The organism is Acidovorax sp. FJL06 (genome assembly GCF_003852545.1).
Taxonomy (GTDB): domain Bacteria; phylum Pseudomonadota; class Gammaproteobacteria; order Burkholderiales; family Burkholderiaceae_C; genus Acidovorax.
Window position 1 is genome coordinate 24,729 of sequence record NZ_QAJR01000010.1, and the last position, 23,666, is coordinate 48,394.

Below are 23,666 nucleotides of genomic sequence, written 5' to 3' on the forward strand. Positions count from 1 at the left end.
AGGTCACTACAGGGTTTCCAATTAGGCCATGAAATCAGAAACCAGCACTTCCTCTAGCGTTAATGACACCTGCTGCTCCTCGGGCTGCTCCAGTACCGTTGCCTCGCCTCCTGCCGCCGCAAGCAGCCCAGGCAAAGGCACGCTGTTGCGCATCGCCACCATGGACTGCAGCGCCGAGGAGTCAGAGATCCGCCGGGCGCTGGAACCTCTAGAGGGAGTCCGGTCATTGGGCTTCCAACTGGGCGCGCGCACGCTGAAGATCGATGCAGAGGATGGTGTCTTGCCCTTGGCGCTGGATGCCATCCGCAAGGCGGGTTTCGATCCACAGCCGGTGTCTACTGCGGCACACACTCAGGGTGGCCAGGGCCGGGTGTTTCGCATAGCGACCATGGACTGCAGTGCCGAGGAGGCGGAGATTCGCCGGGCGCTGGAACCTCTGGGTGGAATCCGCTCCCTGGGTTTTCAGCTGGGCGCACGGACGCTGAAGATCGACGCAGAGGAAAGCACCTTCCCGTTGGCACTCGACGCTATCCGGAAAGCGGGCTTCGATCCGCAGCCTGTGGCCAGCTCCGAGGGTGGACAGGCGGGCGGAGCAGCCGACGACCACGACCATGGACATGGTTTTGCAGGTGGCATTACCCGGTTGGTGGCTGCGCTGGTGTTCGCGACTGGGGCAGAGGTCTTGTCGTTCTTTGCACCGGACCAAATGGTCTGGAAGGTGGCGGGCATGGCCATCGCCGCCGTGGCGATCTGGCTGGCGGGGATCGACACCTACAAAAAAGGCATTGCGGCACTTTTGCGCGGCAAGCTCAACATCAATGCGCTGATGTCGGTGGCAGTCACCGGGGCATTCCTGATCGGTCAGTGGCCCGAGGCCGCCATGGTGATGGCCCTGTATGCGATTGCCGAACTCATCGAGGCCAAGGCAGTGGACCGGGCCCGCAACGCCATCAAGGGCTTGCTGGAACTGGCGCCGGAAGAGGCACTGGTTCTGGGAGCAAATGGGTCGTGGTCTGCTACACCGGTGGCTTCGGTGGCCATTGGAGCAACCGTGCGCATCAAGCCAGGCGAGAGGGTGCCCCTGGACGGCAAGGTGACCAAGGGCAACGGGGCCATCAACCAGGCGCCGGTGACTGGAGAGAGCATTCCAGTGGACAAAGCGCCTGGCGACCAGGTGTTCGCAGGGACCATCAACGAAACTGGTGAACTGGAGTTTGAGGTTACTGCCTTGTCCAGCAACACCACCCTGGCCAGGATCATCCAGGCCGTGGAGCAGGCGCAGGGCACGCGTGCACCGACGCAGCGCTTCGTCGACCGCTTTGCCTCGATCTACACCCCGGCTGTCTTCGCCATTGCCGTGGCGGTAGCGGTGCTGACCCCTTTCCTGATGGGCCTGACCTGGCTGGAGGCGCTCTATAAGGCCTTGGTGCTGCTGGTGATCGCCTGTCCATGTGCTCTGGTCATTTCCACACCCGTCACAGTGGTCAGCGGATTGGCCGCGGGAGCGCGCCGCGGGATCCTGATCAAGGGCGGAACCTACCTGGAAGACGCCCGGCTCCTGAAGGCCGTTGCGCTGGACAAGACGGGCACCATCACCGAGGGCAAACCCAAGTTGGTGAAGTGGCAGGTGTGGGGTGCCGGCGATGAGTCCGCAATCCAGCTGATGGCGGCCAGCCTGGCGGCCCGATCCGATCACCCGGTCTCGAAGGCGATTGTTCAGGGCCTGGAGGCGCAAGGCCCAGAGGCTGAGAGCTTCAAGGCCTTGCCGGGGCGCGGTGTCGAGGGCTGGGTCAATGGTGCGCGCCTGGTGCTGGGCAATCACCGGCTGATTCACGAGCAGGGATTGTGCGGGCCGGAACTGGAGGCGGAGCTGGCCATCCACGAAAAGCAAGGTCGCACGGTCACCCTTCTTGCAGACGAATCGCGCGTCCTGGCGCTCTTCGCGGTAGCGGACACCATTCGCGAGACCTCAAAACAGGCCATCGCCGATCTCAAGGCACTGGGAGTGACTTCGGTCATGCTGACAGGCGATAACACGGCCACTGCAAAGGCCATCGCAGCGCAGGCCGGCATTGATGATGCCCGCGGAGATCTGCTGCCCGAAGCCAAGCTTGATGCTATCAAGGAGATGCAAAAGCGCTATGGCGCCACCGGTATGACCGGCGATGGCATCAATGACGCGCCGGCGCTGGCGCAGGCCGACATCGGCTTTGCCATGGGCGGTGCGGGAACCGACACAGCGATGGAAGCGGCCGACGTGGTCATCATGAACGATGACCTGCAGCGCGTCGCCGAGACCGTGCGCCTGTCCAAGCGCACCCATGCCGTTCTCTGGCAGAACATCACCTTGGCGCTGGGTATCAAGAGCGTTTTTCTGGTGATGGCGGTGGTGGGCACTGCGACCATGTGGATGGCCGTTTTTGCGGACATGGGGGCCAGCTTGCTGGTCGTGGGCAATGGACTGCGCCTGCTTCGCGGCACGCGGGTCGAGCCTGCCGCCAAGGCCCAGCCTGCGCAGCCCAAGGAGCATGCCCATTCCCACTAGCGATTACCCGGGACGCACGATGCCTATTTGCCCGCCTTGGAGACCTCCTGGGCTACCAGCTCAGCCAGTTGCTTGGCGCCAAAGCTGGGCAATGGCCGCCCATTCACAAAGAAGGTCGGGGTCTTGTCGACCTTGAGGGCAGTCAGGTCCTGCACATCCTGCTGCAGCATCGCTTCCAGCGTGGGCGATGCCATGTCGGCCCGAGCTCTCGCCATGTCCAGACCTGCCTGCTCGGCCGCACTGTAGGCCAATGCCAGATTGGGACTTCCATGGTCTGCCCACTGTGGCTGTGCCGCCAGCAGGGACTCCAAGACCAGGAGGTACTTGTCCTGCCGCCGGGCGGACTCCAGCAGCTTGACCACCTCTCCCGAGCCCTGGTGAAACGGCGCATACCGAATGACCAACCGTACCCGGGTAGGATACTGCTTCATGAGATCTTTCACGACCGGATAGAAAGCGCGGCAGGTTTCACACGCGGGATCGAAGAATTCGACAATTGTCACGGGCGCCTCGCGGGGACCGATGACCGGCGAATGCATGCGCACCAGCCGCTCAGACTGCTCGGAGGCCTGCTGCTCTTGCTTGCTGTGCACACGGCTCTGGTAGAGACTCGCACCTACCCCGAAGGCGGCAAGTGCGACGCCCAGCACGAGGGCGATGATGTATTTGCGGTGGATCATTTTGCTGTTTTGCGCAGATAAAGGCAGAGTGAAACGGCGATAACAATGAACGCCGTCAAGGAAAGCCAGGGCAGTTCAATGCCATAGAAAAAGTCGAGCTTCTGATCGGCGCAGGACACTCCTACAGCGCATGGAACCCATGCCCTGGGAACCAGGCCTGCAGCCAGAAGGCTGTGGTACCCCGCTACGGCCGCGCCTGCAATCGCCAGGGGCAAGGCATAGACCGCTCCCCGGCGGTCATCGCTGTAAAAGGCCATGCCCAGCACCAATGCCAAGGGGAACATGGCAATGCGCTGATACCAACACAGCACGCAGGGGGCCATGCCCATCACCTCGCCGATGAACAGCGCGCAGCCAGTTGCCACAACAGCGGTCAACCAGGCGGCTAGAAGCAGCAATGAGGTCCTTTTCATCGGTGCCTCCATTGCATCCTCAGGGGAGTGCAGCAAGGGGGTGTCGCAGGACTACTTGCGGTGGTTTGCGGGCCAGGCGGCCCAATGGCTATGGACATGAAGAGATCCCGAAGGCATGCGTCAAGGCCGGCCCACAGGGGGCGGCACGCTTGGCAGGGATCGCAGTGGATTGCTGGGCGATACCCTGGTCAGGCCAGGGCGTGCCACTGAGGACGTTCGGGACGGCTGGCAGGCACTGGGGACCAGCGCGCTCTGATAGAAATGCCAAAGTGCTCCTGCCCGACGGCCGCGCAAACGCCGCGCCGCGCGGGCAGCGCCTCTGGACCCTGGGCGTGGCATGTGCCGCACTCCACTTCGATAGCGGCAGTGCCCATTCGAGCTGACTCCCGAGCCCGCTTCTCGTCGGCCGCAGCCAGGCCCATTTGGTGGTGTTCGCACAAGTGCCGTGCTGTCATGAGCGAAACCCCGTACTCCGGCGCGCTGTCGTGCGGCCCCACTGCAGCCCAGACCAATTGCAGCGGCAAAAGCACCAGCAAAAGAACAAGCAGTGGGGAGCGCATCCAGAAAATTGTACTGGCGTCTCGAACGCAGTCGGCACGCGCGCAAGCATGCAGGCGCGCCGGCCGTGCGGGTGCAAGGCCTGCGGGGCGACTACCGCTACGACGGCCGCGACCACCGCCTGACAATCGACAACCTGGAGCTGGCCCAGGGGCGCTACACCGCCAGCGCCACGCTGCAGGCAGACGCCCCCATGACACTGGCCGCCACGGTGGACGGCACCGTGCAGGCCACCGTGCCCGGCGATGGCGCCGCACTGCAGCTGGGCGCACAGGCCACGCTGCAAGGCACGCTGGCCACCGCCACGGCACAGCTCGCATTGCAGGCGCGCATCCACCCTGCGGCGGCAGCCGTGGCACCACCCGCCGCAACGCCGGCCGGCCCCATGCAGGCCGACCTCACGGCCACCATCACGCCGTGGGCCGCCCAGCCCCTGCGGGCCGCCACCGCCGCGCTGCGCGCCCTGGACCTGGCCGCGCTCTGGCCCCAGGCACCCCACACAGAGCTGCACGGCACGGTGAAGGCTGGGCCCGCTCCCGCAGGCACGGCGGCAGGCCATGCCCCCGCCCCCGGCTGGACGCTGCAGGCCCAGCTGCGCAACGACCTGCCGGGCCCCTGGGACCAGGGCCGGTTGCCCCTGTCCGCGCTGCAGGCCGATGCCGGCTACGACGGCACGCGCTGGACCGTGCCCCGCGCCGTGGCCAGCGCGGGCCCCGGCACCGCCACGCTGCAAGGGCACTACACCCCCTCCACCCAGGCCCTGGAAGGCCAGGCCGAACTGCGCAACCTGCGCCCCGACCTGCTGCACACCGCCATGGCCGCCACGCCACTGGCGGGCCGCGTCAGCGCGCAGACACAGGGCGATACGCTGCGCTTCAGCGCAGACATCCGTGCCGCGGGCGCGGCCGCAGCACGCGCACGGGCCACCCCAGGCCGCCCAGCGCCACTCAGCATCCAGGCCCTGGTGGCCCAGGGCAGTTGGCAACCGGGCACACCCGCCGGTGCACACCAGGCAGGCGCCCAGGCCGATGGCGGCACGGTGCAGCTGGACCGCCTGCTGGTGGACGCGCTGCAGGCGCGCGCCGAAGCCACCGGCCTGCGCATCGCCCTGGCCGGCCCCGCCGTGCAAGGCCAGCTCGCCGTGACGGTGCCGGGCGCCACGGCCCGGGCGCAAGGCAGCATCGCCCCAGCCAGCGGCGCGGGCGACCTGCAGCTGCAATGGACCGACACCGAGGCCACCCAACGCTGGCTGACCCGCCTGCCAGTGGCCGGCAGCGCCGCACAGGCCGCGCTGCAGGGCGCCACGGCCAAGGGTGCGGTGTCGGCCACCGCGCGCTGGAAAGGCGGCTGGCAGACACTGGCGCGCCAGTTGCAGGCCACGCACCCGGGCAGCACCCTGCCCACGGCCAAGGACAGCTTCGAGCTGCAGGCCACGCTGGCCACCTCGCAGCTCGACCTTGTGCTGCCGCCCGCCCAGGACGCGGGCAGCCGGCCCACGGCGGTGCAGTTGCGCGGCGTGAAGGCCGAGCTGTCAGGCAACCTGCTGCAGGCCACCGTGTCGGTGGACGGTGAAGCGCGCCTGAACGCCCGCCAGGCACCACAGATGCAGCGCGCCACCCTGCAGGCCCGCCTGTCCGGCGGCCTGGCAGCGCCCGCGCAGTGGCGGGCGCAGATCAGCGAACTGCGCCTGCTGGCACAGGACGCGCAACGCCCCGGCCCGTGGTCGCTGCAACTGGCCGAGCCCCTGGCCCTTACCGTGAACACAGCGGCCAGCACAGGCCCCGCCGCCGGCGCGCCAAACCACCGCACCGGCAACAGCAAAGACAACAAAAACAGCAGCGCCCCGCCGCCCCAGCCCGCGCCCTCGCTGACCCTCCAGGCCTCCGCAGGCCAGGCCCGCCTGAGCGGCCCACAACCCGGCACCGCCGTGCTGCGCTGGCAGCCCCTGCGCGTGGTCACAGGCCCCACCCTGCAACTGCAGACCCAGGGCACCCTGCAGGGCCTGCCCATGGCCTGGGTGGACGCGCTGGGCCTCGGCGGCACACCGGCAGCGGCGGGCCGCCCAGAACAGCCGCTGCTGGCCCGCATGGGCCTGGCCAGCAGCCTGGTGCTGGAGGGGCAGTGGAACCTGGACACCACCGGCCCCCTGCGTGCCAGCGCCAGCCTGCGGCGCGCCAGCGGCGACCTGCGCATCCTGGCGGGCGACCCCACGGCCGTCACCGCCGTTCAAAGCAGCGGCCAGGGCGCGGGCGCAGGCGCCACCACCGTCATCGCCACCGAGGCCACCGGCACAGCCACCACCATGGGCACACCGGCCGGAGTGCGCCAGGCAGAAGCCTCCGTGGAGCTGGAAGGCGACGCCCTGCGCGCGCGCCTGGTCTGGGCCAGCGACCGCGCCGGCGAGATCGACGCCAGCGCCAGCACACGGCTTACCCTCGCCGGTGGCGGCGCGGGCACCGACCTTGCCGCCATCACCTGGGCAGCCGATGCCCCCCTGGCCGGCACGCTGCGCGCCCGCCTGCCGGACGTGGGCGTGTGGTCCGCCCTGGCACCGCCTGGCTGGCGCGTGCGCGGCACGCTGGATGCCAGCGCCACACTGTCGGGCACACGCGATGCCCCGCGCTGGGCCGGCACGCTGGGCGCCGACGACCTGGCCGTGCGCTCCGTGGTCGACGGCGTGGACCTGCAGGGCGGCCGCCTGCGCGCCACGCTGCACGGCAACCAGCTCGACATCACCGAATTCCGCCTGCAGGGCGGGCGCGGCAGCGGGGCCCGCATCGCGGGTTTCAGCGGCAACCGCACCGCCGCGCCGCAAGACGGCGGCACGCTCACCGGCTCGGGCCGCATCACCTGGGGCCCGGCGGACCATGGCATGTCCGGCATCGCCATGGCCCTGCAGGCCGAAGCCCGGGCCCTGCAGGTGCTGGTGCGCGCCGACCGGCAGATCAGCGTGTCGGGCCAGTTGCAGGCGCAGCTGCAGCAAGGCCAGATCAGCCTGCGCGGCAAGCTCACCACCGACCGCGCCACCATCATCCTGCCCGACGAAACCGCGCCCAGCCTGGGCTCGGACGTGGTGGTGCGCTCCGCCGCCAAGGACAAGCAAGACCAGGCCAGGGCCGAGGCGGCCGCCCGCGCCAGCCAGGCGGCCGCCCAGGCCGAAACCGCCAAGCCCCCGGACATCGCCATCACCCTCAACCTGGGCCGCGACTTCGCGCTGCACGGCCACGGCATCACCACGCGCCTGACGGGCGAAGTGGACATCCGCAGCAGCGCCGTGCCCGGCGCCCCGCCCCGGGTGACCGGCGAGGTGCGCACCGAAGAAGGCCGCTACCGCGCCTGGGGCCAGATGCTGGACGTGGAGACCGGCCTCATCCGCTTCAACGGCCCGTACAACAACCCCTCGCTCGACATCCTGGCGCTGCGCCCCAACATCAGCGTGCGGGCAGGGGTGCAGGTCACCGGCAGCGCCCAGGCCCCGCGCGTGCGCCTGGTTTCCGACCCCGAACTGCCCGACGCCGAAAAGCTCTCATGGGTGGTGCTGGGCCGCAGCGCCGCCGCCGGTGGCGCCGAAGCCGCCGTGCTGCAACAGGCCGCGCTCGCACTGCTGGGCCGTGGCGGTGGAGGAGGCGGCAGCGGCACCGCCGCCCACGTGGCCAACCGCCTGGGCCTGGACGAAATCGGCTTCAAGGGCCCTGGTGCGGGCGAAGACGCCACGGGCGCCGCCCTCACCTTCGGCAAACGCCTGTCCAAGGATTTGTACGTGACCTACGAGCGCAGCCTGTCGGGCACCCTGGGCACGCTGTACATCTTCTACGACCTGTCGCGCCGCCTCACCCTGCGCGGCCAGACCGGCGAGAAGAGCGCGGTGGACCTGATCTATACCGTGAAGTACGACTGAGCAAGCATGGCCGGCCACGCCCGGGAGCCCCCTGCGCAGCCCCTACAATGCGCGGTTGCTCTCCTCATAGTTCAATGGATAGAACGAGTGCCTCCTAAGCGCTAGATGCAGGTTCGATTCCTGCTGAGGGGACCAGAGACCGGTTCCTCAAAGCAAAGGCAGACCGGCGCAGCCAACGGCAGCCTGCGTCAAGCGGCCACAGGCTCTCGCGCTACCGACTGGCCCCGCCCCGCCGTCATCGCCGTCCCCATCGACGCCGACACGATCAGGCCGATGGCCAGCCACTGGTGGACGCTCAGGTGCTCCCCCAGCAGGCCCATGGCCAGAACGGCGGCCACAGCGGGTTCCATGCTGATCATGATGCCGAACGCCTCCTTGGGCAGGCGCTTCAGGGCCATCATCTCCAACGAAATGGGGATGGCGCTGGAAACGGCCGCCACCCCCAGCCCCACCAGCAACACGGCAGGCGTCAGCAGCGCGGCCCCCGCATGCGCCACGCCCACAGGCACCACCACGATGGCGGCCACGAGCAGGCCCAACGACACGGAATGCCCCGCGTGCAGGTGCCCGGCGCGTTTGCCGAACACGATATACAGCGCCCAGAACACGGCAGCCGCCAGCGCATAGACAACGCCCAGGGGGTCCAGCATGCTGCCGTTGAGGCCCAGCGGCAGCAGCATGCCCAGCCCCGCGATGGCCAGGGCCACCCAAACAAAGTCCACCGCGCGGCGCGACGACCAGATCGCCACGGCCAGCGGGCCCGCGAACTCGATGGCCACGGCCAGGCCAAAGGGCAGCGTGCGCAGCGACATATAGAACATCAGGTTCATGCCGCCCAGCGCCGCGCCATAGCTGGCGATGGCCAGGGCGTCCGCACGCGCGAGGCGCCACCGCCAGGGGCGCCACAGCAGCAGCATGAGCACCGCCGACAAACCCACGCGCACGGCCGTGGTGCCCTGCGCGCCCACTGCGGGGAACAGGATCTGCTTGGCCCACGAGGTGCCGATGCCCAGCGCCGTGACGGAGCCCAGCACGGCCAGGAAAGGAATAAAACGGTGGAATCGGGACGCGGTCATGCGTAAAAATATAGTTCGATCACCGCGTGTTTTTGCCTCTGATTTGGCGCCATCCACGCAACTTTCGCTCACCCGCCACTGGCCACCCGACATGTCCCACCTGCCCGCCATGCCTGCCTCGCAAGGCCTTGACCGCTTTGACCTGGCCATCCTGGAGATCCTGCAGACCGACAACACCACGCCCCAGCGGGTGATTGCGCAGGCCGTGAACCTGTCGGCCCCCGCTGTGCAGCGGCGCATCAAGCGGCTGCAGGACAGCGGCGTGATCCGCGCCAACGTGGCGGTGCTTGACCCGGTGAAGGTGGGCATGCCGCTGACCATCGTGCTGGAGGTGCACCTGGAAAACGAGCGCCCCGACCGCACAGCCCCGCTGCGCGCGCGCATTGCGGCGGAAGACGCGGTGCAGCAGTGCTACAGCGTGACCGGCGAAGCCGACTACCTGCTGGTGGTGACCGTGGCGTCGATGGCGGACTACGAGGCGCTCACGCGGCGGCTGTTCGAGGGCGACGACAACGTGCGGCGCTTTCGCACATCGGTGTCGCTGGGCTGCCTCAAGGCGGGGCTTAGGGTGCCACTAAAGAATGCGCCTGCCTCACCGCTTGTAGGTTGAGCTTAGCCCAGAAGGCGCAATTTAAACGTGGCGGGAACGGAATGCACCAAACCATGCACAGCGCTTCCCATACGACCCTCCGCAGCTGACCAGCCTTGCTGGCCTAGCTGCGCGTGGCCGCATAACGGTCGTTGTACAGCACAAAACCCAGGACTATCAATACGAGGAGAAGAACAACCAAACCCATAAGCTGAGGAATGAAAGCCCCTCGAAAAAGATAGAGTGGCGCCTCAGCGTAGAACATATGCACGGATCCCAGGGAGAGAAGATGCAGGGGTTCGGAGAAGTTGAGGTCTTCAAAACTGTAGGAAAAAAACAAAAAATGCAATAACACTGCACCCACGGCAGCAATGAAAAGTTTTTGTTTCTTGATCAACATATTGAGAGTCGTGGTGATGCGATGAAGCCCAATTGTCGCGCCACTTCTACAAACTTTGACTTGCAACGTCTTACGACGTTGCATCGCATTGGTCATCTTTTGAACGCTCCACGCAATCAAATTACCAATACCTTGCGCATCTGCGCGCCACTGAGGCGCTGGCGCGGGCCATGGAGCAGCTCGCACATCCGGGCGTTCAGCGGCGCGGCCATGCCGTGTTCGGCAGCCAGGCGCACCACCGCGCCGCTGAGCGCGTCGATTTCGGTCACACGCCCCGCCTCCAGGTCGTCCCACATGGAGGACCGCGCCTTGGCGTCGATCTGCAGCATGCGCCGGGCCAGGCGCGTGAACAGCCAGTTGGGCAGGCGCAGCACGCGCGGCAGCATGTGCGGCGACACTGCGGTGACCTGGGCCGGGCGGATGCCGGCGCGGGCCATCACGCCCAGCGCCTCGGTCTGCAGCGCGGCAAACACCTGGCGGCAGTCGCGGTCCAGCAGCTCCTCGCGCAGCGGCAGGTTCGACAAGGCGTTGACCGGGTTGTTGAGATTGAGCATCAGCTTGCCCCACTGCACCGCCCGGATGTCGGGGGGCAGCACCGTGGCCAGGCCGGCGGCGTTGAACAGGGGCGCGAGGTTGTCGGTGAGCGCATCCCGCTGCAACTGCAGGTGGCCCGCCGTGGCGCGGTGCACATGGGCGCCGCGCAGCACCACGTTGTAGGGCACCATGCCGGCCAGCACCCGCAGGGTGGGCGCATGCGCCTCCAACAAGGCCACGTTGTCTACACCGTTCTGCAGCGAGATGACCGACGTGCCCGGCACACAGCAGGCCGCCAGTTCGCGTGCGGCGGATTCCGTGGCACCGCTCTTCACGCACAGCAGCACCACGCTGTCTGCTGCTGGTGCAGCCTCCGCCAGGGTGGTGGCCACGCGGAACGCGGTGGGCGGCACCAGCTGGTCAAACCCTTCCAGGTCCGTCACCCGCAGCCCGCCTTGCACGATGGGCGCGAGCGCCCCGGGCCGCCCCACCAGGCACACGCGATGGCCTTGCGCGGCCAGCCGCCCGCCCACATAGCAGCCAATGGCACCCGCCCCCAAAACAATGAAGTCCATGTGTTGCCCCTCTCTGTATCGCCAGTTGATTTTTGACAGCCCCGCGATGGCGCCGACCAGCCCCCGCTACAGCTGAAACCCCACGGACCGCACGACCCCCTCGGCCACGTCGCGCACCCAGGTGGGCTTGCGCGCATGGTAAGGCTGGGCTCGCGCGATCTGTGCGTCGCACCAGTGGGAAAGCCAGCGCAGCTCCTCTGCACCATAGAAGGCCGCCATGGCCTCGTAGTTCAGGAACAGGCTGCGCGCATCCAGGTTCAGCGACCCTGCCAGCGCAAGGTCGTCGTCCATGAGCACCGCCTTGGCGTGCACCATGCCTGGCGCAAGCCACACCTGGGCGCCCGCCGCCGCCAGCTCGCGCAAGGCCCGCTCGCGGGCCCAGTCGGCCAGGCGGTGGTTGGAACGGCGGGGCACCAGCAACTGGACCTGCACGCCACGCCGGCAGGCCAGGCACCAGGCCGCCAGCAAGGCGTCGTCGGGCACAAAGTACGGGGTGACGGCGACGATGCGCCGCCGTGCGTGGTAGGCCCCTGCGAGCAGCAAGGTGTGCACCGTGTCATCGGCATGGTCCGGCCCGCTGGGTACCCATTGCGCCCAGGCCGACCCTGCAGCGCCGGACGGCGCCGCCGCCGTGGCCTGCGCGGGCCCATGCACCGGCGCGGGGGGCATCGGGTCCGTGCGGCCGCTGGCGGCCAGCCAGTCTCCGGCAAACTGCGCGGCCGCCTGCTCCGCCAGCGGTCCGTGGACTTCAAAGCTCAGATCCACCCACGCGGCCTGCCCGGGTGCGCCGGTGAAATACTCGGCCGCCAGATTCCGGCCGCCGCTCCACAAGGACCGCCGATCGGCCAGCACCAGCTTGCGGTGGTTGCGCAGGTTGGTGCGCCCCCGCATGGGGTTGTGGAGCAGGGGCATGAAACGCTGCACCTGCACGCCGCCCTCCCGCAGTTGCCGCAGCATGCGGCGGGACGCATGCAGGCTGCCCACGGCATCCACCAGCAGGCGCACCGCCACGCGCCGCTGCACCGCACGCAGCAGGGCCTGCGCCACCTGCTCGCCCACGGCATCGCTGGCAAACACAAAGGTGCAGACATCCAGGCTGTGCGTTGCAGAGGCGATGGTGCGCATCAGGCCGCGCAGCGCTTCATCGCCATCGGCATGCCAAAGAATGGTGTTGTTGGGCACGGCGGGTGCCAGCTCCATGCAGGCCAGCAGCTGGGTGGCCCATGCCGCGCCGCTGATCGGCTCTGGGCCCGGCGGGATGGCGGCCCAGGCACCCCGGGGGCGCCGCACGGGGCGCACGAACTTCCGCGTGCCGATAAGCAGAAACAGCGGCAGCGCGACATACGGAAACCCCACCATGGCCACCACCCAGCCCGCTGCGGCCGAGGGGTGGCGGCGCTGGTGCCCGATCCGCGTCGCCAGCACATAGACCAGCAGGCCCGCCGTGGCCAGTGCCGCATGCCCCAGGCCAGAAAGTACGGCGAGCCAGTTCATGCGGCCGCGCCCTCCGGGAACTGCACCTCCACCCGCAACCCGCCCAGGCGCGGCGAGGCGCCCAGCACCACCGTGGCGCCGTGCGCCTGGGCAATGGTCTGCACGATGGCCAGGCCCAGGCCACTGCCGGGGGCCGCGTCGGCCGTCTCCCGCACAAAACGCTGCATCACGCGGGCGCGGTGGGCCTCGGCAATGCCAGGGCCGCTGTCTTCCACCGTGAGCAGCACCGCGCCCGGCCCGCCCGCACTGCCGCCCGTACTACCGCCCGCGCGCCGGATCTGCAGGTCCACCTGGCCGCCCCGGGGCGTGTATTTGATGGCGTTGTCGAGCAGGTTGCGCACCAGCATGCGCAGCGCCTCGGCATTGCCAGGCACTGAAGCGGAATCGGATGCAAGCAGCCCCAGGTCCATGGCGCGGGCCTGGGCCGCAGGCGCCACATCGGCCAGCGCCAACTGCGCCACGGCCCGCAGGTCCACGGGTTCGCTGCGCGCGGCGAGGCTGCTGGCACTCGCCTCCTGCCGGGCCAGGGTCAGGAGCTGCTCCACCAGCCGGGTGGCGCGGTCGATGCCGGCGGACAGGCGCTCGATGGCCGCCGCGCGCGCCGTGTCGTCACCCGCGCGCTGCAGGCCCTGCAGCTGCAGGCGCAGCGCGGCCAGCGGCGAGCGCAGCTCGTGGGCCGCGTCGGCCACGAAGTGCTGCTGCGCATCGAACGCGCGTTGCACGCGCTCGAACAGCAGATTGAGTTCGCTCACCAGGGGCTGCACCTCGTCGGGCAGCTGGGCATCGCTGACGGGTGAAAGGTCGTCCGCCTGGCGCTGCGCCAGTTGGCGGCGCACGCGCTCGACCGGTGCCAGCGAGCGGCTCACGCCCCACCACACGGCCAGCACCAGCAGCGGCGCCATGAAGGCCAGGGGCGCGAGCGTGCGCAGCGCCAGGGTGCGGGCCATGTCCCGGCGCACCGCCATGTTCTGCGCCACCTGGATGACCTGCGAGCGCGTCTGCATCGAGAACACGCGGTAGGTGCCGCCCCGCGCCTGCACGTTGGTGAAGCCCAGCACGGCAATCTGGGGCAGCGCCGCACCCACGGCGGATTCAAAAATGCGCAGGCCTTCGTTGGTCCAGACCTGCACGATGAATTCGTGGTTCTCGTCCTCGGGGTCCAGCCCCGGGCCCAGGCCCTGCGCGTCCACCGGCAGGCCCGAGCGCAGCGCGAGCGCCGTCTGCTGCATGTGGTAGTCGAACAGGGTGTCGGCCTCGGCCAGCGCCCCCCGGTAGGCCAGCGCGCCCTGCACCGCCCCGGCCAGCACAATGGCCGCCAGCAGAAAGATCAGCAACTGCATGCGCAGCGAGCGCGGCAGCAGGGCGCGCAGGGCCTCGGTGATTTTTTCCGTCATCCTAGAAACCGCAGTTGGATGCACCCGGCAGTGCCGCGATCGGTGTGCCAGGCAAGGCGCGAGGACGCAGCGGGCTCCTGCCCGCAAGGACGAGTAACGCCGCATGGCGCGCCGAGCGTGGTGCTGCCGGGTGCATAGCGCCCTCACCCAACAGGTGAGCGCGATCGAAGCCGGAAAATGCTGTGTTCATAAGCACTTATGAAGCTAAACGAGCGGTCAACTGCGGTTTCTAGGATCATGCCTTGGGAACGAGATAACCGACGCCGCGCACGTTGAGCAGCAAGTCTGCCCCCAGCTTCTTGCGCAGGCCGTGGATGTAGACCTCCACCGCATTGCTGCTGACCTCGTCGCCCCAGCCATAGAGCTTGTCTTCGAGCTGCTGGCGCGACAGCACCATGCCGGGCCGGGCAATCAGCGGCTCCAGCACCGCCCATTCTCTGCCCGACAACACCACGGGCACACCCTGCACCGTGGCCTCGCGCGTGGCGGGGTGGATGCACACGCCCTTGTGTTCGTACACCGGCTCGGCGCGGCCGGCGGCGCGGCGCAGCAAGGCCCGGATGCGCGCCAGCAGTTCATCCAGGTCGTAGGGCTTGAGCAGGTAGTCGTCGGCACCGGCGTCGAGCCCTTCGATGCGCTGGGCCACGGCATCCCGGGCGGTGGCCACCAGCACGGGGGTGCGGTTCTTGCGGGCCCGCAGGTTGCGCAGCACGGCCAGGCCATCGCGCTGGGGCAGGCCCAGGTCGAGCAGCACCAGGTCGTAGGGCTGGGTGCGCAGGGCAGAGTCGGCTGCATCGCCGTCACGCGCCCAGTCCACCGCGTAGTGCTCCGCGCGCAGCAGGTCCAGCACGGCTTCGCCGATCATGGGGTCGTCTTCAACAAGCAGGAGGCGCATGGCAACGGGCTCAAAAGATCGGGGGAATGTACTCCGCCGAGGATAGCGGTGGCACCACGGCCCGATGCGAAAGGGGCCGCATCGGGCACGCATCGCTGGTCACAGCACTGCCACAATCAACGGGCGTTGGGCGAACGCCCCGACCCCCGTGTCGGGCCACAACAACAGAACGTAAGGAGCAAGATCGATGGCATTCCAACAAACCCGGTTCATTGCTGCGGCGGCCGCGCTGGCGGCCCTGTCTGCAGGTGCACAGGCACAAGGCGTGGTCAATGCGCTGTGCAGCACCGACGCCCCTTGGTGCGAAGCAGCCGCCAAGGAGTTCACCCGCAAGACCGGCATCAAGGTCAACCAGGCGCACAAGGGCACGGGCGAAATCGCGGCCCAGTTGCGTGCCGAGGCCAACAATCCCAAGACCGATATCTGGTGGGGTGGCACCGGGGACCCGTTCCTTCAAGTGGCCGAGCAAGGCCTGCTGGCCGAATACCGCCCGGGCTATCTCCAGGATCTGCACGGCTGGAGCGTGCGCCAGTACGCGATGTCGGGGAACCAGGTGGGAGGTTTCTACAGTTCGGCCATCGGCTTTGGCTACAACACCGATACCCTCAAGAAAAAGAAACTGCCCGAACCCCAATGCTGGGCCGACGTGATCAAGCCCGCGTACAAGGGCGAGGTGGAAATCTCGCACCCCGCCTCCAGCGGCACGGCCTACACCGTGATTGCGGGCCTGGTGCAGTTGATGGGCGAAGACAAGGCGTTCGACTACCTCAAGGCCCTGCACAAGAACACCACCACCTACACCCGCAGCGGCCAGGCGCAAGCGCCCAACGTGGCCAAGGGCGAGGTGGGCGTGGGCATCACCTTCATGTTCAACTTCGAAAAGTGGAAGGCCGACAAGTACCCGATCAAGACCCAGGCCCCTTGCGAAGGCACCAGCTACGAGATCGGTGGCATTGCCCTGGTCAAGGGTGCGCGCAACATGGAGAACGCCAAAAAATACTACGACTGGCTGATGAGCCCCGAAGGCCAGGCCGTGGGCGCCCAGGTGGGCAGCTACCAGGTGCCGGCCAACAAGAGCTTCAAGATGGACCCGCGCATTCCCACGCTGGACAACGTCAAGCTCATCAAATACGACTTTGAAAAATACGGCAAAGCCGCCGAGCGCAGGCGCCTGATCGACCGCTGGACCAAGGAAGTGGAGCCGTTGCCGCGCTGATGGGAGCCGCCCGCCGCACAGGCCTTGCCAACGGCGGGCGCTCCCCACGGCTTACCCCAGGCGCACCGGCACAAAGATCTTGTCGCCATTGCGCTCGATCAGCAGCGCCACCGACTTGCCCGCCTTGGCCATGGCCGTGCGCACCTGCTCGATGTTCTTTGCGGGTGCACCGTTGATGGCCAGCAGCACGTCGCCCGGCTGCACACCGGCTGCCGCTGCAGGGCCACGCGCCTGTTCGATCACCAGGCCCTCGGCCACGCCCACCTCGCGGCGCTCCTGCGGGTCCAGTGGGCGCAGCGACAGGCCCAACTGGCCCTTGCCCACGGCGTCGTCATTGCGCGCTTGTTTGATGGCCTTGTCGCTGGCGTCGCCCAGGGTCGCGGTCAGCTCCAGCGGCTTGCCCTGGCGCCACACCGACAGGCGCGCCTGCTGCCCGGGCTGGGCCTGGCCCACCCAGGCCGGCAGGTCGCCCGAGGCCACGATGGCCTGGCCGTCCACCTGGCGGATCACGTCACCCGCCTGCAGGCCCGCCTTCTCGGCCGGGCTGCCCTTGCTGACGCTGGCCACCAGCGCGCCCTCGGGTTTGTCGAGCGCAAACGATTCGGCAAACGCCTGGTTCACCTCCTGCACCGCCACCCCCAGTTGCGCGTGGCGCACCTTGCCGGTGGCGACGATCTGGTCCTTGATCTTGGCGGCCAGCTCGATGGGAATGGAGAACGACACGCCCTGGTAGCCGCCCGAGCGGCTGTAGATCTGCGAATTGATGCCCACCACCTCGCCGTGCGCATTGAACAGCGGCCCACCCGAGTTGCCGGGGTTCACCGCCACATCGGTCTGGATGAAAGGCACCAGGCTGTCGTCGGGCAGCGAGCGGCCCTTGGCGCTGACCACGCCGGCCGTCACGCTGTTCTCGAAGCCGAAGGGTGAACCGATGGCCAGCACCCATTCGCCCACCTGCAGGTCGCGCGTGCTGCCCAGGCGCACCGTGGGCAGGTTCTTGGCGTCGATCTTGAGCACCGCCACGTCGGTCTTGGGGTCGGCGCCCAGCACCTTGGCGCGGAACTCGCGCCGGTCGGTGAGCTTGACGGTCACATCGGTCGCGCCCTTGACCACATGGGCATTGGTCAGCACCAGCCCATCGGCGCTCACGATAAAGCCCGAGCCCTGGCCATGTGTGGGCACATTGGGCTGGCCCTGCATGCCCGCGCCGGGGATGCCGAACTGGCGAAAGAACTCGTAGAACGGGTCGCTCGGGTCCATCTGCGGGCCCCGGCGCTGGCGCGCGGAGGCTTGCCCTTCATCGTCGTCCTCATCGCCGGCCATCGCCGTCTTGGTGCTGCCCGTGACGCTGATGTTGACCACGGCCGGGCCGTTCTGCGCCGTGATCTGGGCAAAGCTGGGCAGCGCACCGCCGGGGGCTGCCGGGGCCTGTGCCACGAGGGGTGCGGTGGGCGCCAGGGCCCGGGCCGGGTGCCCCGTGATGAGGCCCGCGCCCAGGGCGCCCACCGCGCCTGCGGCCACCAGGGCCAGGATGATGCGGCGGGGGGTGGATGTCAGCGTCGTCGTGTTCATGGGGTTCTGCCTTCCAGTCGGGTTGCGATGGAAGGCAGTGTGGGCACGCACACTTAGACGAAACTTAGGCGCGCGGCAGGTGGCCGCGCCATCCCCTCACTACCTACGCCGCCCCGCGCCCCTTCTGGCTCTCGAAGTACACCACCTTGCGGGCACGCATCACGTCGCCCAGCGGGCGGTGTGCCGCCAGGGCCTGCCAGGGGTCGAACACGGCGGCCTCCACCTGGCGCGCCAGCTCCGGGTCGGTGGCAGGGTCCTGCCGGGGCAAGGTCAGCCGGGCCACGGTGGTGTAGGGCGTAGGCCAGTCCACGCTGGCGTCTTCGATGGGGGTCGTGGCCTCGTCCACAAAGGGCTGCAGCTGCAAGTCCCAGTGCAGGTCCTGCTGGCGCAGGCGGGCCGCGAACTCGGCGTCCCAGTCCTCCTGCACCTGGGTCACCGGTGCGCCATTGGACGCATGGGGCACCAGGCGCACGCGCACCGCATACGGCCCGCACGCAATGGGCGCGGCGCTGTGGACGGCATGGGCCGCAAAACCCCCAAACGGCCGGCCAAAGGTCTTGACCGTCTTGCCGATCTGCTTGAGGGCCCCCAGCACCCCGTGACGCTGGACCAGGAACTTGATCAGGGCCCCGCCGCCATGCGAGGCCGCCACCACAAAGTCCACGAACTCGGCGCTTTGCGGAAAGGCGAACTTCTCCTGGTTGATGAGCAGGAAGTCCTGGCTCCTGGCAGGCCCGTTGCCCAGCGCCGAATCGCCTTGCACGCCCAGCACGCTGAACGCAAAACCCCGGATGTCGGGCTTGCGGTCGGAGGCCTTGTCCATGCCGCCATTGCTCAGGCGCACCCACACCTCGTACTGCCCGGGCTGGGCAAACAGCCCGTGCGCCGCAAAGGCAGGTAAGTCACCCAGCACCTGCAGCTGGCCCCGCGCGGCCGTGAGCTGCTTGCGGTGCAGGCCCCGGCCCGCTCCGTATTTCTGCGACTTGCGCGCCTGCAGTTCGGCAAACTGGCGCGCGTATCCGGCAAAACGCTGCTCTTCATCGGCAGCCACGACTTCCTTCCAGCTTGTGCTGGGCACGCAGGGTGTGTTCATCGAAGGCCTCTCTCTGATCGCAAAACGGCATGGTAGCGCGCAAGCCCCTCCTGCGGGTGCCGCGGGGCGGACAGCGCCTAAGGGTGGTGAAAGCGGTACACGATGGCCCCTTGCACCACCGCCCCGGGCGCCAACCAGCGCACGGGAAAGGCTGCGTGGTTGGGCGCATCGGGGTACGCCATGGGCTCCAGGCAGATGCCGTCGCCCGGCTGCCAGAGCCAGCCGCCCTGTTGCGCGCCCCGGCCCCGGTCCCGCACCGGATCGGCCTTGAGTCCATGGCCCGCATACACCTGCACGCCGGGGGCGGTGCTCCAGACCTCCATCGCGCGGCCGCTCTGGGGCTCGCTCAGCAGCGCCGCCAGGCGCAGGCCGGGCGGGGTGATGGCAGAGGCAGGCGGCGCATGCTGCGGCCCCTGCTCGTCCAGCACCAGGTAGTGGTCCAGCCCCCCCGCCAACGCCAGCTGCTCATGGGGCATGGCCACGGCCTCGCCCACACAGCGGGCCTCGCGGAAATCAAAGGGCGTGCCCTGCACAGCCGCCAGCACACCCGTGGGGCACACATCGGCCGCCAGCGGCACGTAGCGGCTGGCAGGCACCTGCAAGCGGTGGCCGTGCGTGCTGCCCCGCCCTGCGAGGTTGAAGAATGCGTGACCGGTGAGGTTGAGCACGGTGGGTGCATCCAGTGCCTCGGCCGTCCAGGCCATGTGCAGCGCGTTGTCGGCCGTGACCTGCAAGTGCAGCCGCAGCCGCACCGTTCCGGGCACGCCGTCGTCTTCGGTGCGAAAAGTGTGGCCCAGGACGAGTGCATCGGTCTGCACGTCTTCGACCACAAAGACCTGGAAACGGCTGCCCCGGGGCCCGCCGTGGTGGTGGTGCAGGCCGCTGTTGGTGGGCAGTTGGCGCTGCGCGCCATCGGGCAGGGTGAGCCTGCCGCCGCGCAGGCGCCCGGCCCAGCGGCCGATCAGCGCGCCCATGGAAAGCTGGCCGTCCAGGTAGCCCTGCAGGCTGTCGTAGCCCAGCGCCACATCGGCCAAGCCACCCTGCCCGTCGGGCACCGCCACCTGCACCAGGCGCGCACCATAGTTGCTCACGGCCACCTGCAGGCCGCCCGCGCTGCGCAGGGTGAAAAGGTCGGTGCGCTGACCGTGCAACTCTTGTTGAAACGCTTCGCGCGAAAGGGAATGGGCCATGGCAGCGAGTCTATGCGGCCAGCGGCGCCCTGCAGGAGGCCATGGCGCGGGCAGGCCCCGCCAGGTTCATCAGGTCACCGGCGCGGGGTTGAACAGCACCAGCGCGTTGTGCAGCTTCCACTGCTCAGCCCAGGTTTGCTTGCGGCCGCTGGCCACGTCAAGCAGCAGGTGGAACATCTCCCAGCCCAGCTCCTCGATGCTGGCTTCGCCGTCGGCGATCTTGCCGGCATTGATGTCCATCAGGTCGTGCCAGCGGCGCGCCAGGTCGCTGCGCGTGGCCACCTTGACCACCGGGCATTCGGCCAGGCCATAGGGCGTGCCCCGGCCGGTGGTGAACACGTGCAGGTTCATGCCGGCGGCCAGCTGCAGCGTGCCGCAGATGAAGTCGCTGGCGGGCGTGGCGGCATAGACCAGGCCGCGCTGGTCGGGGCGCAGCTTCTCGCCCGGCGCCAGCACATGCGCGATGGGCGCGGTGCCGCTCTTGATGATGGAGCCCATGGCCTTCTCGGCGATGTTGGACAACCCGCCCGCCTTGTTGCCCGGCGTGGTGTTGGCCGCGCGGTCCACGCGGCCGCGGTCCAGGTACTGGTCGTACCAACCCAGTTCGCGCACGATGGCCTGGGCCACCTCGGGCGTGGCGGCGCGGCTGGTGAGCTGCTCCACGGCGTCGCGCACCTCGGTGTTCTCGCTGAACATCACGGTGGCGCCAGCGCGCACCAGCAGGTCGGCGCAGAAACCCACGGCCGGGTTGGCGGTGACGCCCGAGAACGCATCGCTGCCGCCGCACTGCACGCCCAGCACCAGCTCGCTGGCCGGAACGGTCTCGCGGCGGCGCGCGTTCAGGCGCGTGAGGTGGGGCCGGGCGCTTTGCACGATGTCGTCCAGCATCGACATGAAGCCCACATGGTGGTCGGCCTGCAGGCACACCGTCTCGGGGCCCAGCGCGGCATCGCGCTCGTCGGTGATGGGGAAGCTGCCCGGCGGCAGCAGGCGGTCGGGCTGCAATTTTTCGCAGCCCAGGCTCACCACCATCACCTCGCCGCCAAAGTTGGGGTTGAGGCTGATGTTGCGCAGCGTGCGGATGGGAATGATGGCGTCCGGCGCATCAATGGCCACGCCGCAGCCGTAGGTGTGCTCCAGGCCGATCACGTCATCGACGTGCGGGTACAAAGGCAGCAGCTCGTCCTTGATGCGGCGCACCGCCAAGGCCACCACGCCCGCCACACACTGCACCGTGGTGGTGATGGCCAGGATGTTGCGCGTGCCCACCGAGCCGTCGGCGTTGCGGTAGCCCTCGAAGGTGTAGCCCGTGAGGGGTTCGAGCACGGGGGGCTTCACCGTGGCCATGGGCAGGCCCTGCAGCGCGCGGGCCGAGGGCATCTGCAGCAGGCGCTCGTGCACCCAGCTGCCGGCCGGGATGGCTTTCAGCGCATAGCCGATGGGCACGTTGTAGCGGCGCACCACGGCGCCTTCAGCGATGTCTGCCAGCGCCACCTTGTGGCCCTGCGGCACCTTGTCGCGCAGCGTGGTGCCGGCGCCAGGCACGCCTTGCGGCAGCACCGTGCCCGCCTGCAGGCCGCCGTCGTTGGCGACGATGGCCACGTTGTCTTCCGCATGCATGCGGATGGTGAGGGGGTCTCGCATGGGGTCCGTTCACTTCACTGTGGGTACATATCTCTCATCATCACGGGCAGGGCCCTGCGACTCAGCCGCCCTTGAGCACCAGGTCCGGTAGCCACATCGAGAACTGGGGCACATAGGTCACCAGCATCAGCGCGACGATGAGCGCGCCGTAGAACGGCCAGATGGTCTTCATCACCTCGCCCACCGACACGCCGCCGATGGTGCAGCCGATGAACTGCGTGGTGCCCACAGGGGGCGTGTTCAGGCCCAGTGCGCAGTTGATGAGCATGACGATGCCAAACTGCTCGGTGCTCATGCCGAACTGCTGGCAGATGGGCAAAAAGATCGGCGTGCAGATCAGGATGGTGGCCGCCATGTCGAGGAAGGTGCCGAGCACGAACAGGATGATGTTCACCGACAGGAAGATCACCCAGGGCGAGGTGCTCATGGACTTGAGCGCATCGCCCGTGAGTTCCGCCACGCCGTACAGCCCGATCAGGTAGCCGAACATGGACGAGATGCCGATCAAGAGCAGCACGGTGCCCGTGGTCTTGACGGCCTTGGAGGCGGCCTTGAGGAACTGCTCGCGCGTGAGCCGCTTGTAGACGAACACCGACAGGATCAGCGCCCACAGCACCGCGACCGAGGCCGACTCGGTGGCCGTGAAGGCCCCCGACAGAATGCCCGCGATGATGATCACCACCACGGCCAGGCCGGGGATGGACGCGCGGAACGAGATCCACACGATCTCCCAGCCGGGGAAGGTGCCCGCAGGGTAGCCGCGCTTGACGGCCACAAAGTACGCGGCCGCCAGGTTGCAGATGGTCAGCAGCAGGGCCGGCACGATGCCCGCGAGGATCAACGCGGCGATGCTCACCTTGCCGCCGGCAGCCAGCGTGAAGATGATGAGGTTGTGCGAGGTGGGCATGAGCGCGCCCACCAGCGAGGCGTGTGTGGTCACGTTCACCGCGTAGTCGGCGTGGTAGCCCTCTTTCTTCATCTGCGGGATGAGCACCGCGCCCATGGCGGACACGTCGGCCACGGGCGAGCCCGAGACGCCGCCGAACAGCGTGCAGGCCAGCACGTTGCTCATGCCCAGGCCGCCGCGCACATGGCCGGCCACGCTCTTGGCAAAGTCCACGATCTTGTCGGCGATGCCGCCGTACATCATGATTTCGCCGGCGAAGATGAAGAACGGAATCGCCAGGAACGAGAACGGGTTCATGCCCGAAATCATCTGCTGGAAGCCCACGGCCAGGGGCAGGCCTTCGTAGAGGATGGTGGCCAGCGAGGACAGGCCGATCGAGAAGGCCACGGGCACGCCCAGCAGCAACAGCAGCGTGAAGCTCACGCACAGGATGGTCAACGCCATGATGGTGGAATCTTTATGAGGACGTGAAGGTGCGGTGGTGTGCTGCGGCGCGCTCAATGCCAGGCGGGCTCGACCTCGGTGCCGTGGAGCAGCGCGATGATGTGCTCCAGCGAGAACATGGCCACCAGCACACCGGCGAGCGCGGGCGGCACGTACTTGAAGGCTTCGGAGATGCCCAGCGTGGGGATCTTGTAGGGCGCCACCGATTCGGCCAGCACGCCGCAGTTCCAGGCCATGACCAGGCCGAACACCAGCACCAGCGCGTGGATCAGCAACTCGAGCTTGGTGCGCAGCCCGTCGGGCGCCAGCACCAGGAAGGATTCGAGGCCGATGTGGCCCGCATCGCGCACGCCCACGGCCATGCCCAGCATGGTCACGTACAGCACCAGCAGCACGGCGCCGCTTTCGGCCCAGGTGGGCGTGTCGTTGAAGATGTAGCGGCCGATGACCTGGTAGAGCACGGCGCAGACCAGCAGCACCAGCCCCGCCACACCCAGCTGAAGGCAAGAGCGCGCAATGAAGGCACACAGACGCGTATACATGGTGGAC

18 protein-coding genes and 1 tRNA gene are annotated in these 23,666 nt (G+C 68.3%); 5 read left to right on the forward strand and 14 right to left on the reverse strand.

What is annotated here, in order from left to right; genetic code table 11:
• Positions 1 to 160 precede the first annotated feature (160 nt).
• Positions 161 to 2,545: a heavy metal translocating P-type ATPase gene (locus DBV10_RS05670; protein ID WP_056419714.1), complete on the forward strand. Its 2,385-nt coding sequence runs from the start codon at positions 161 to 163 to the stop codon at positions 2,543 to 2,545.
• Between the two features lie 23 nt (positions 2,546 to 2,568).
• Here DBV10_RS05670 and DBV10_RS05675 read toward each other — a convergent pair whose 3' ends face one another.
• Positions 2,569 to 3,225, reverse strand: coding sequence for a thioredoxin domain-containing protein (locus tag DBV10_RS05675; RefSeq protein WP_116750446.1), 657 nt, complete (start codon positions 3,223 to 3,225; stop codon positions 2,569 to 2,571).
• On the reverse strand, positions 3,222 to 3,638 hold the full coding sequence (locus tag DBV10_RS05680; protein WP_056419932.1) for a disulfide bond formation protein B: 417 nt from the start codon (positions 3,636 to 3,638) through the stop codon (positions 3,222 to 3,224). Before DBV10_RS05680 ends, DBV10_RS05675 begins: the two co-directional genes overlap by 4 nt.
• 943 nt (positions 3,639 to 4,581) lie before the next feature.
• Between DBV10_RS05680 and DBV10_RS05685 the strand changes: the two genes are divergently transcribed.
• Together DBV10_RS05685 and DBV10_RS05690 are read left to right on the forward strand one after the other, a co-directional pair.
• Positions 4,582 to 8,094 carry a translocation/assembly module TamB domain-containing protein gene (locus DBV10_RS05685; protein ID WP_233589825.1) on the forward strand — a complete coding sequence of 1,171 codons (3,513 nt, stop codon included), beginning with the start codon at positions 4,582 to 4,584 and terminating at the stop codon, positions 8,092 to 8,094.
• A 60-nt stretch (positions 8,095 to 8,154) separates the two neighbouring features.
• Positions 8,155 to 8,229 (forward strand) — tRNA-Arg (locus DBV10_RS05690).
• Between the two features lie 53 nt (positions 8,230 to 8,282).
• Here DBV10_RS05690 and DBV10_RS05695 read toward each other — a convergent pair.
• Complete coding sequence (locus DBV10_RS05695; protein WP_124511469.1) at positions 8,283 to 9,170, reverse strand: EamA family transporter; 888 nt, start codon at positions 9,168 to 9,170, stop codon at positions 8,283 to 8,285.
• A 109-nt stretch (positions 9,171 to 9,279) separates the two neighbouring features.
• On the opposite strand from DBV10_RS05695, the gene DBV10_RS05700 reads away from it, so the two are divergent.
• The gene (locus tag DBV10_RS05700; RefSeq protein ID WP_124511816.1) at positions 9,280 to 9,780 is read left to right on the forward strand and encodes an Lrp/AsnC family transcriptional regulator; all 501 of its coding nucleotides are present in this window, start codon (positions 9,280 to 9,282) and stop codon (positions 9,778 to 9,780) included.
• Positions 9,781 to 9,883: 103 nt separating this feature from the next.
• On the opposite strand, the gene DBV10_RS05705 is transcribed toward DBV10_RS05700, so the two are convergent.
• From DBV10_RS05705 to DBV10_RS05725, 5 genes are all read right to left on the reverse strand, one after another.
• Positions 9,884 to 10,255, reverse strand: coding sequence for a hypothetical protein (locus DBV10_RS05705; RefSeq protein ID WP_124511471.1), 372 nt, complete (start codon positions 10,253 to 10,255; stop codon positions 9,884 to 9,886).
• A 20-nt stretch (positions 10,256 to 10,275) separates the two neighbouring features.
• On the reverse strand, positions 10,276 to 11,268 hold the full coding sequence (locus DBV10_RS05710) for a 2-dehydropantoate 2-reductase (protein ID WP_124511473.1): 993 nt from the start codon (positions 11,266 to 11,268) through the stop codon (positions 10,276 to 10,278).
• Between the two features lie 66 nt (positions 11,269 to 11,334).
• Positions 11,335 to 12,762, reverse strand: coding sequence for a phosphatidylserine/phosphatidylglycerophosphate/cardiolipin synthase family protein (locus tag DBV10_RS05715; RefSeq protein WP_124511475.1), 1,428 nt, complete (start codon positions 12,760 to 12,762; stop codon positions 11,335 to 11,337).
• A complete protein-coding gene (locus DBV10_RS05720; RefSeq protein ID WP_124511477.1) occupies positions 12,759 to 14,156 on the reverse strand; it encodes an ATP-binding protein in 1,398 nt (465 codons plus the stop codon). Before DBV10_RS05720 ends, DBV10_RS05715 begins: the two co-directional genes overlap by 4 nt.
• Before the next feature lie 235 nt (positions 14,157 to 14,391).
• On the reverse strand, positions 14,392 to 15,051 hold the full coding sequence (locus tag DBV10_RS05725; RefSeq protein ID WP_124511479.1) for a response regulator transcription factor: 660 nt from the start codon (positions 15,049 to 15,051) through the stop codon (positions 14,392 to 14,394).
• 187 nt (positions 15,052 to 15,238) lie between these two features.
• On the opposite strand from DBV10_RS05725, the gene DBV10_RS05730 reads away from it, so the two are divergent.
• Positions 15,239 to 16,267: an ABC transporter substrate-binding protein gene (locus tag DBV10_RS05730; RefSeq protein WP_124511481.1), complete on the forward strand. Its 1,029-nt coding sequence runs from the start codon at positions 15,239 to 15,241 to the stop codon at positions 16,265 to 16,267.
• A 51-nt stretch (positions 16,268 to 16,318) separates the two neighbouring features.
• Here DBV10_RS05730 and DBV10_RS05735 read toward each other — a convergent pair whose 3' ends face one another.
• From DBV10_RS05735 to DBV10_RS05760, 6 genes are all read right to left on the reverse strand, one after another.
• Positions 16,319 to 17,839, reverse strand: coding sequence for a DegQ family serine endoprotease (locus tag DBV10_RS05735; RefSeq protein WP_124511483.1), 1,521 nt, complete (start codon positions 17,837 to 17,839; stop codon positions 16,319 to 16,321).
• Positions 17,840 to 17,942: 103 nt separating this feature from the next.
• Positions 17,943 to 18,932 (reverse strand): catalase, encoded by a 990-nt coding sequence (locus tag DBV10_RS05740; RefSeq protein WP_124511485.1) that lies wholly within the window; start codon positions 18,930 to 18,932, stop codon positions 17,943 to 17,945.
• A 77-nt stretch (positions 18,933 to 19,009) separates the two neighbouring features.
• Positions 19,010 to 20,122, reverse strand: coding sequence for an aldose epimerase family protein (locus DBV10_RS05745; protein ID WP_124511487.1), 1,113 nt, complete (start codon positions 20,120 to 20,122; stop codon positions 19,010 to 19,012).
• Between the two features lie 69 nt (positions 20,123 to 20,191).
• Entirely contained in the window at positions 20,192 to 21,766 is a 1,575-nt protein-coding gene (garD, locus tag DBV10_RS05750) for a galactarate dehydratase (protein ID WP_124511489.1), read from the reverse strand.
• Positions 21,767 to 21,827: 61 nt separating this feature from the next.
• Positions 21,828 to 23,117: a TRAP transporter large permease gene (locus DBV10_RS05755; RefSeq protein ID WP_124511491.1), complete on the reverse strand. Its 1,290-nt coding sequence runs from the start codon at positions 23,115 to 23,117 to the stop codon at positions 21,828 to 21,830.
• Positions 23,118 to 23,170: 53 nt separating this feature from the next.
• A complete protein-coding gene (locus tag DBV10_RS05760) occupies positions 23,171 to 23,659 on the reverse strand; it encodes a TRAP transporter small permease (protein WP_124511493.1) in 489 nt (162 codons plus the stop codon).
• Positions 23,660 to 23,666: the final 7 nt, after the last annotated feature.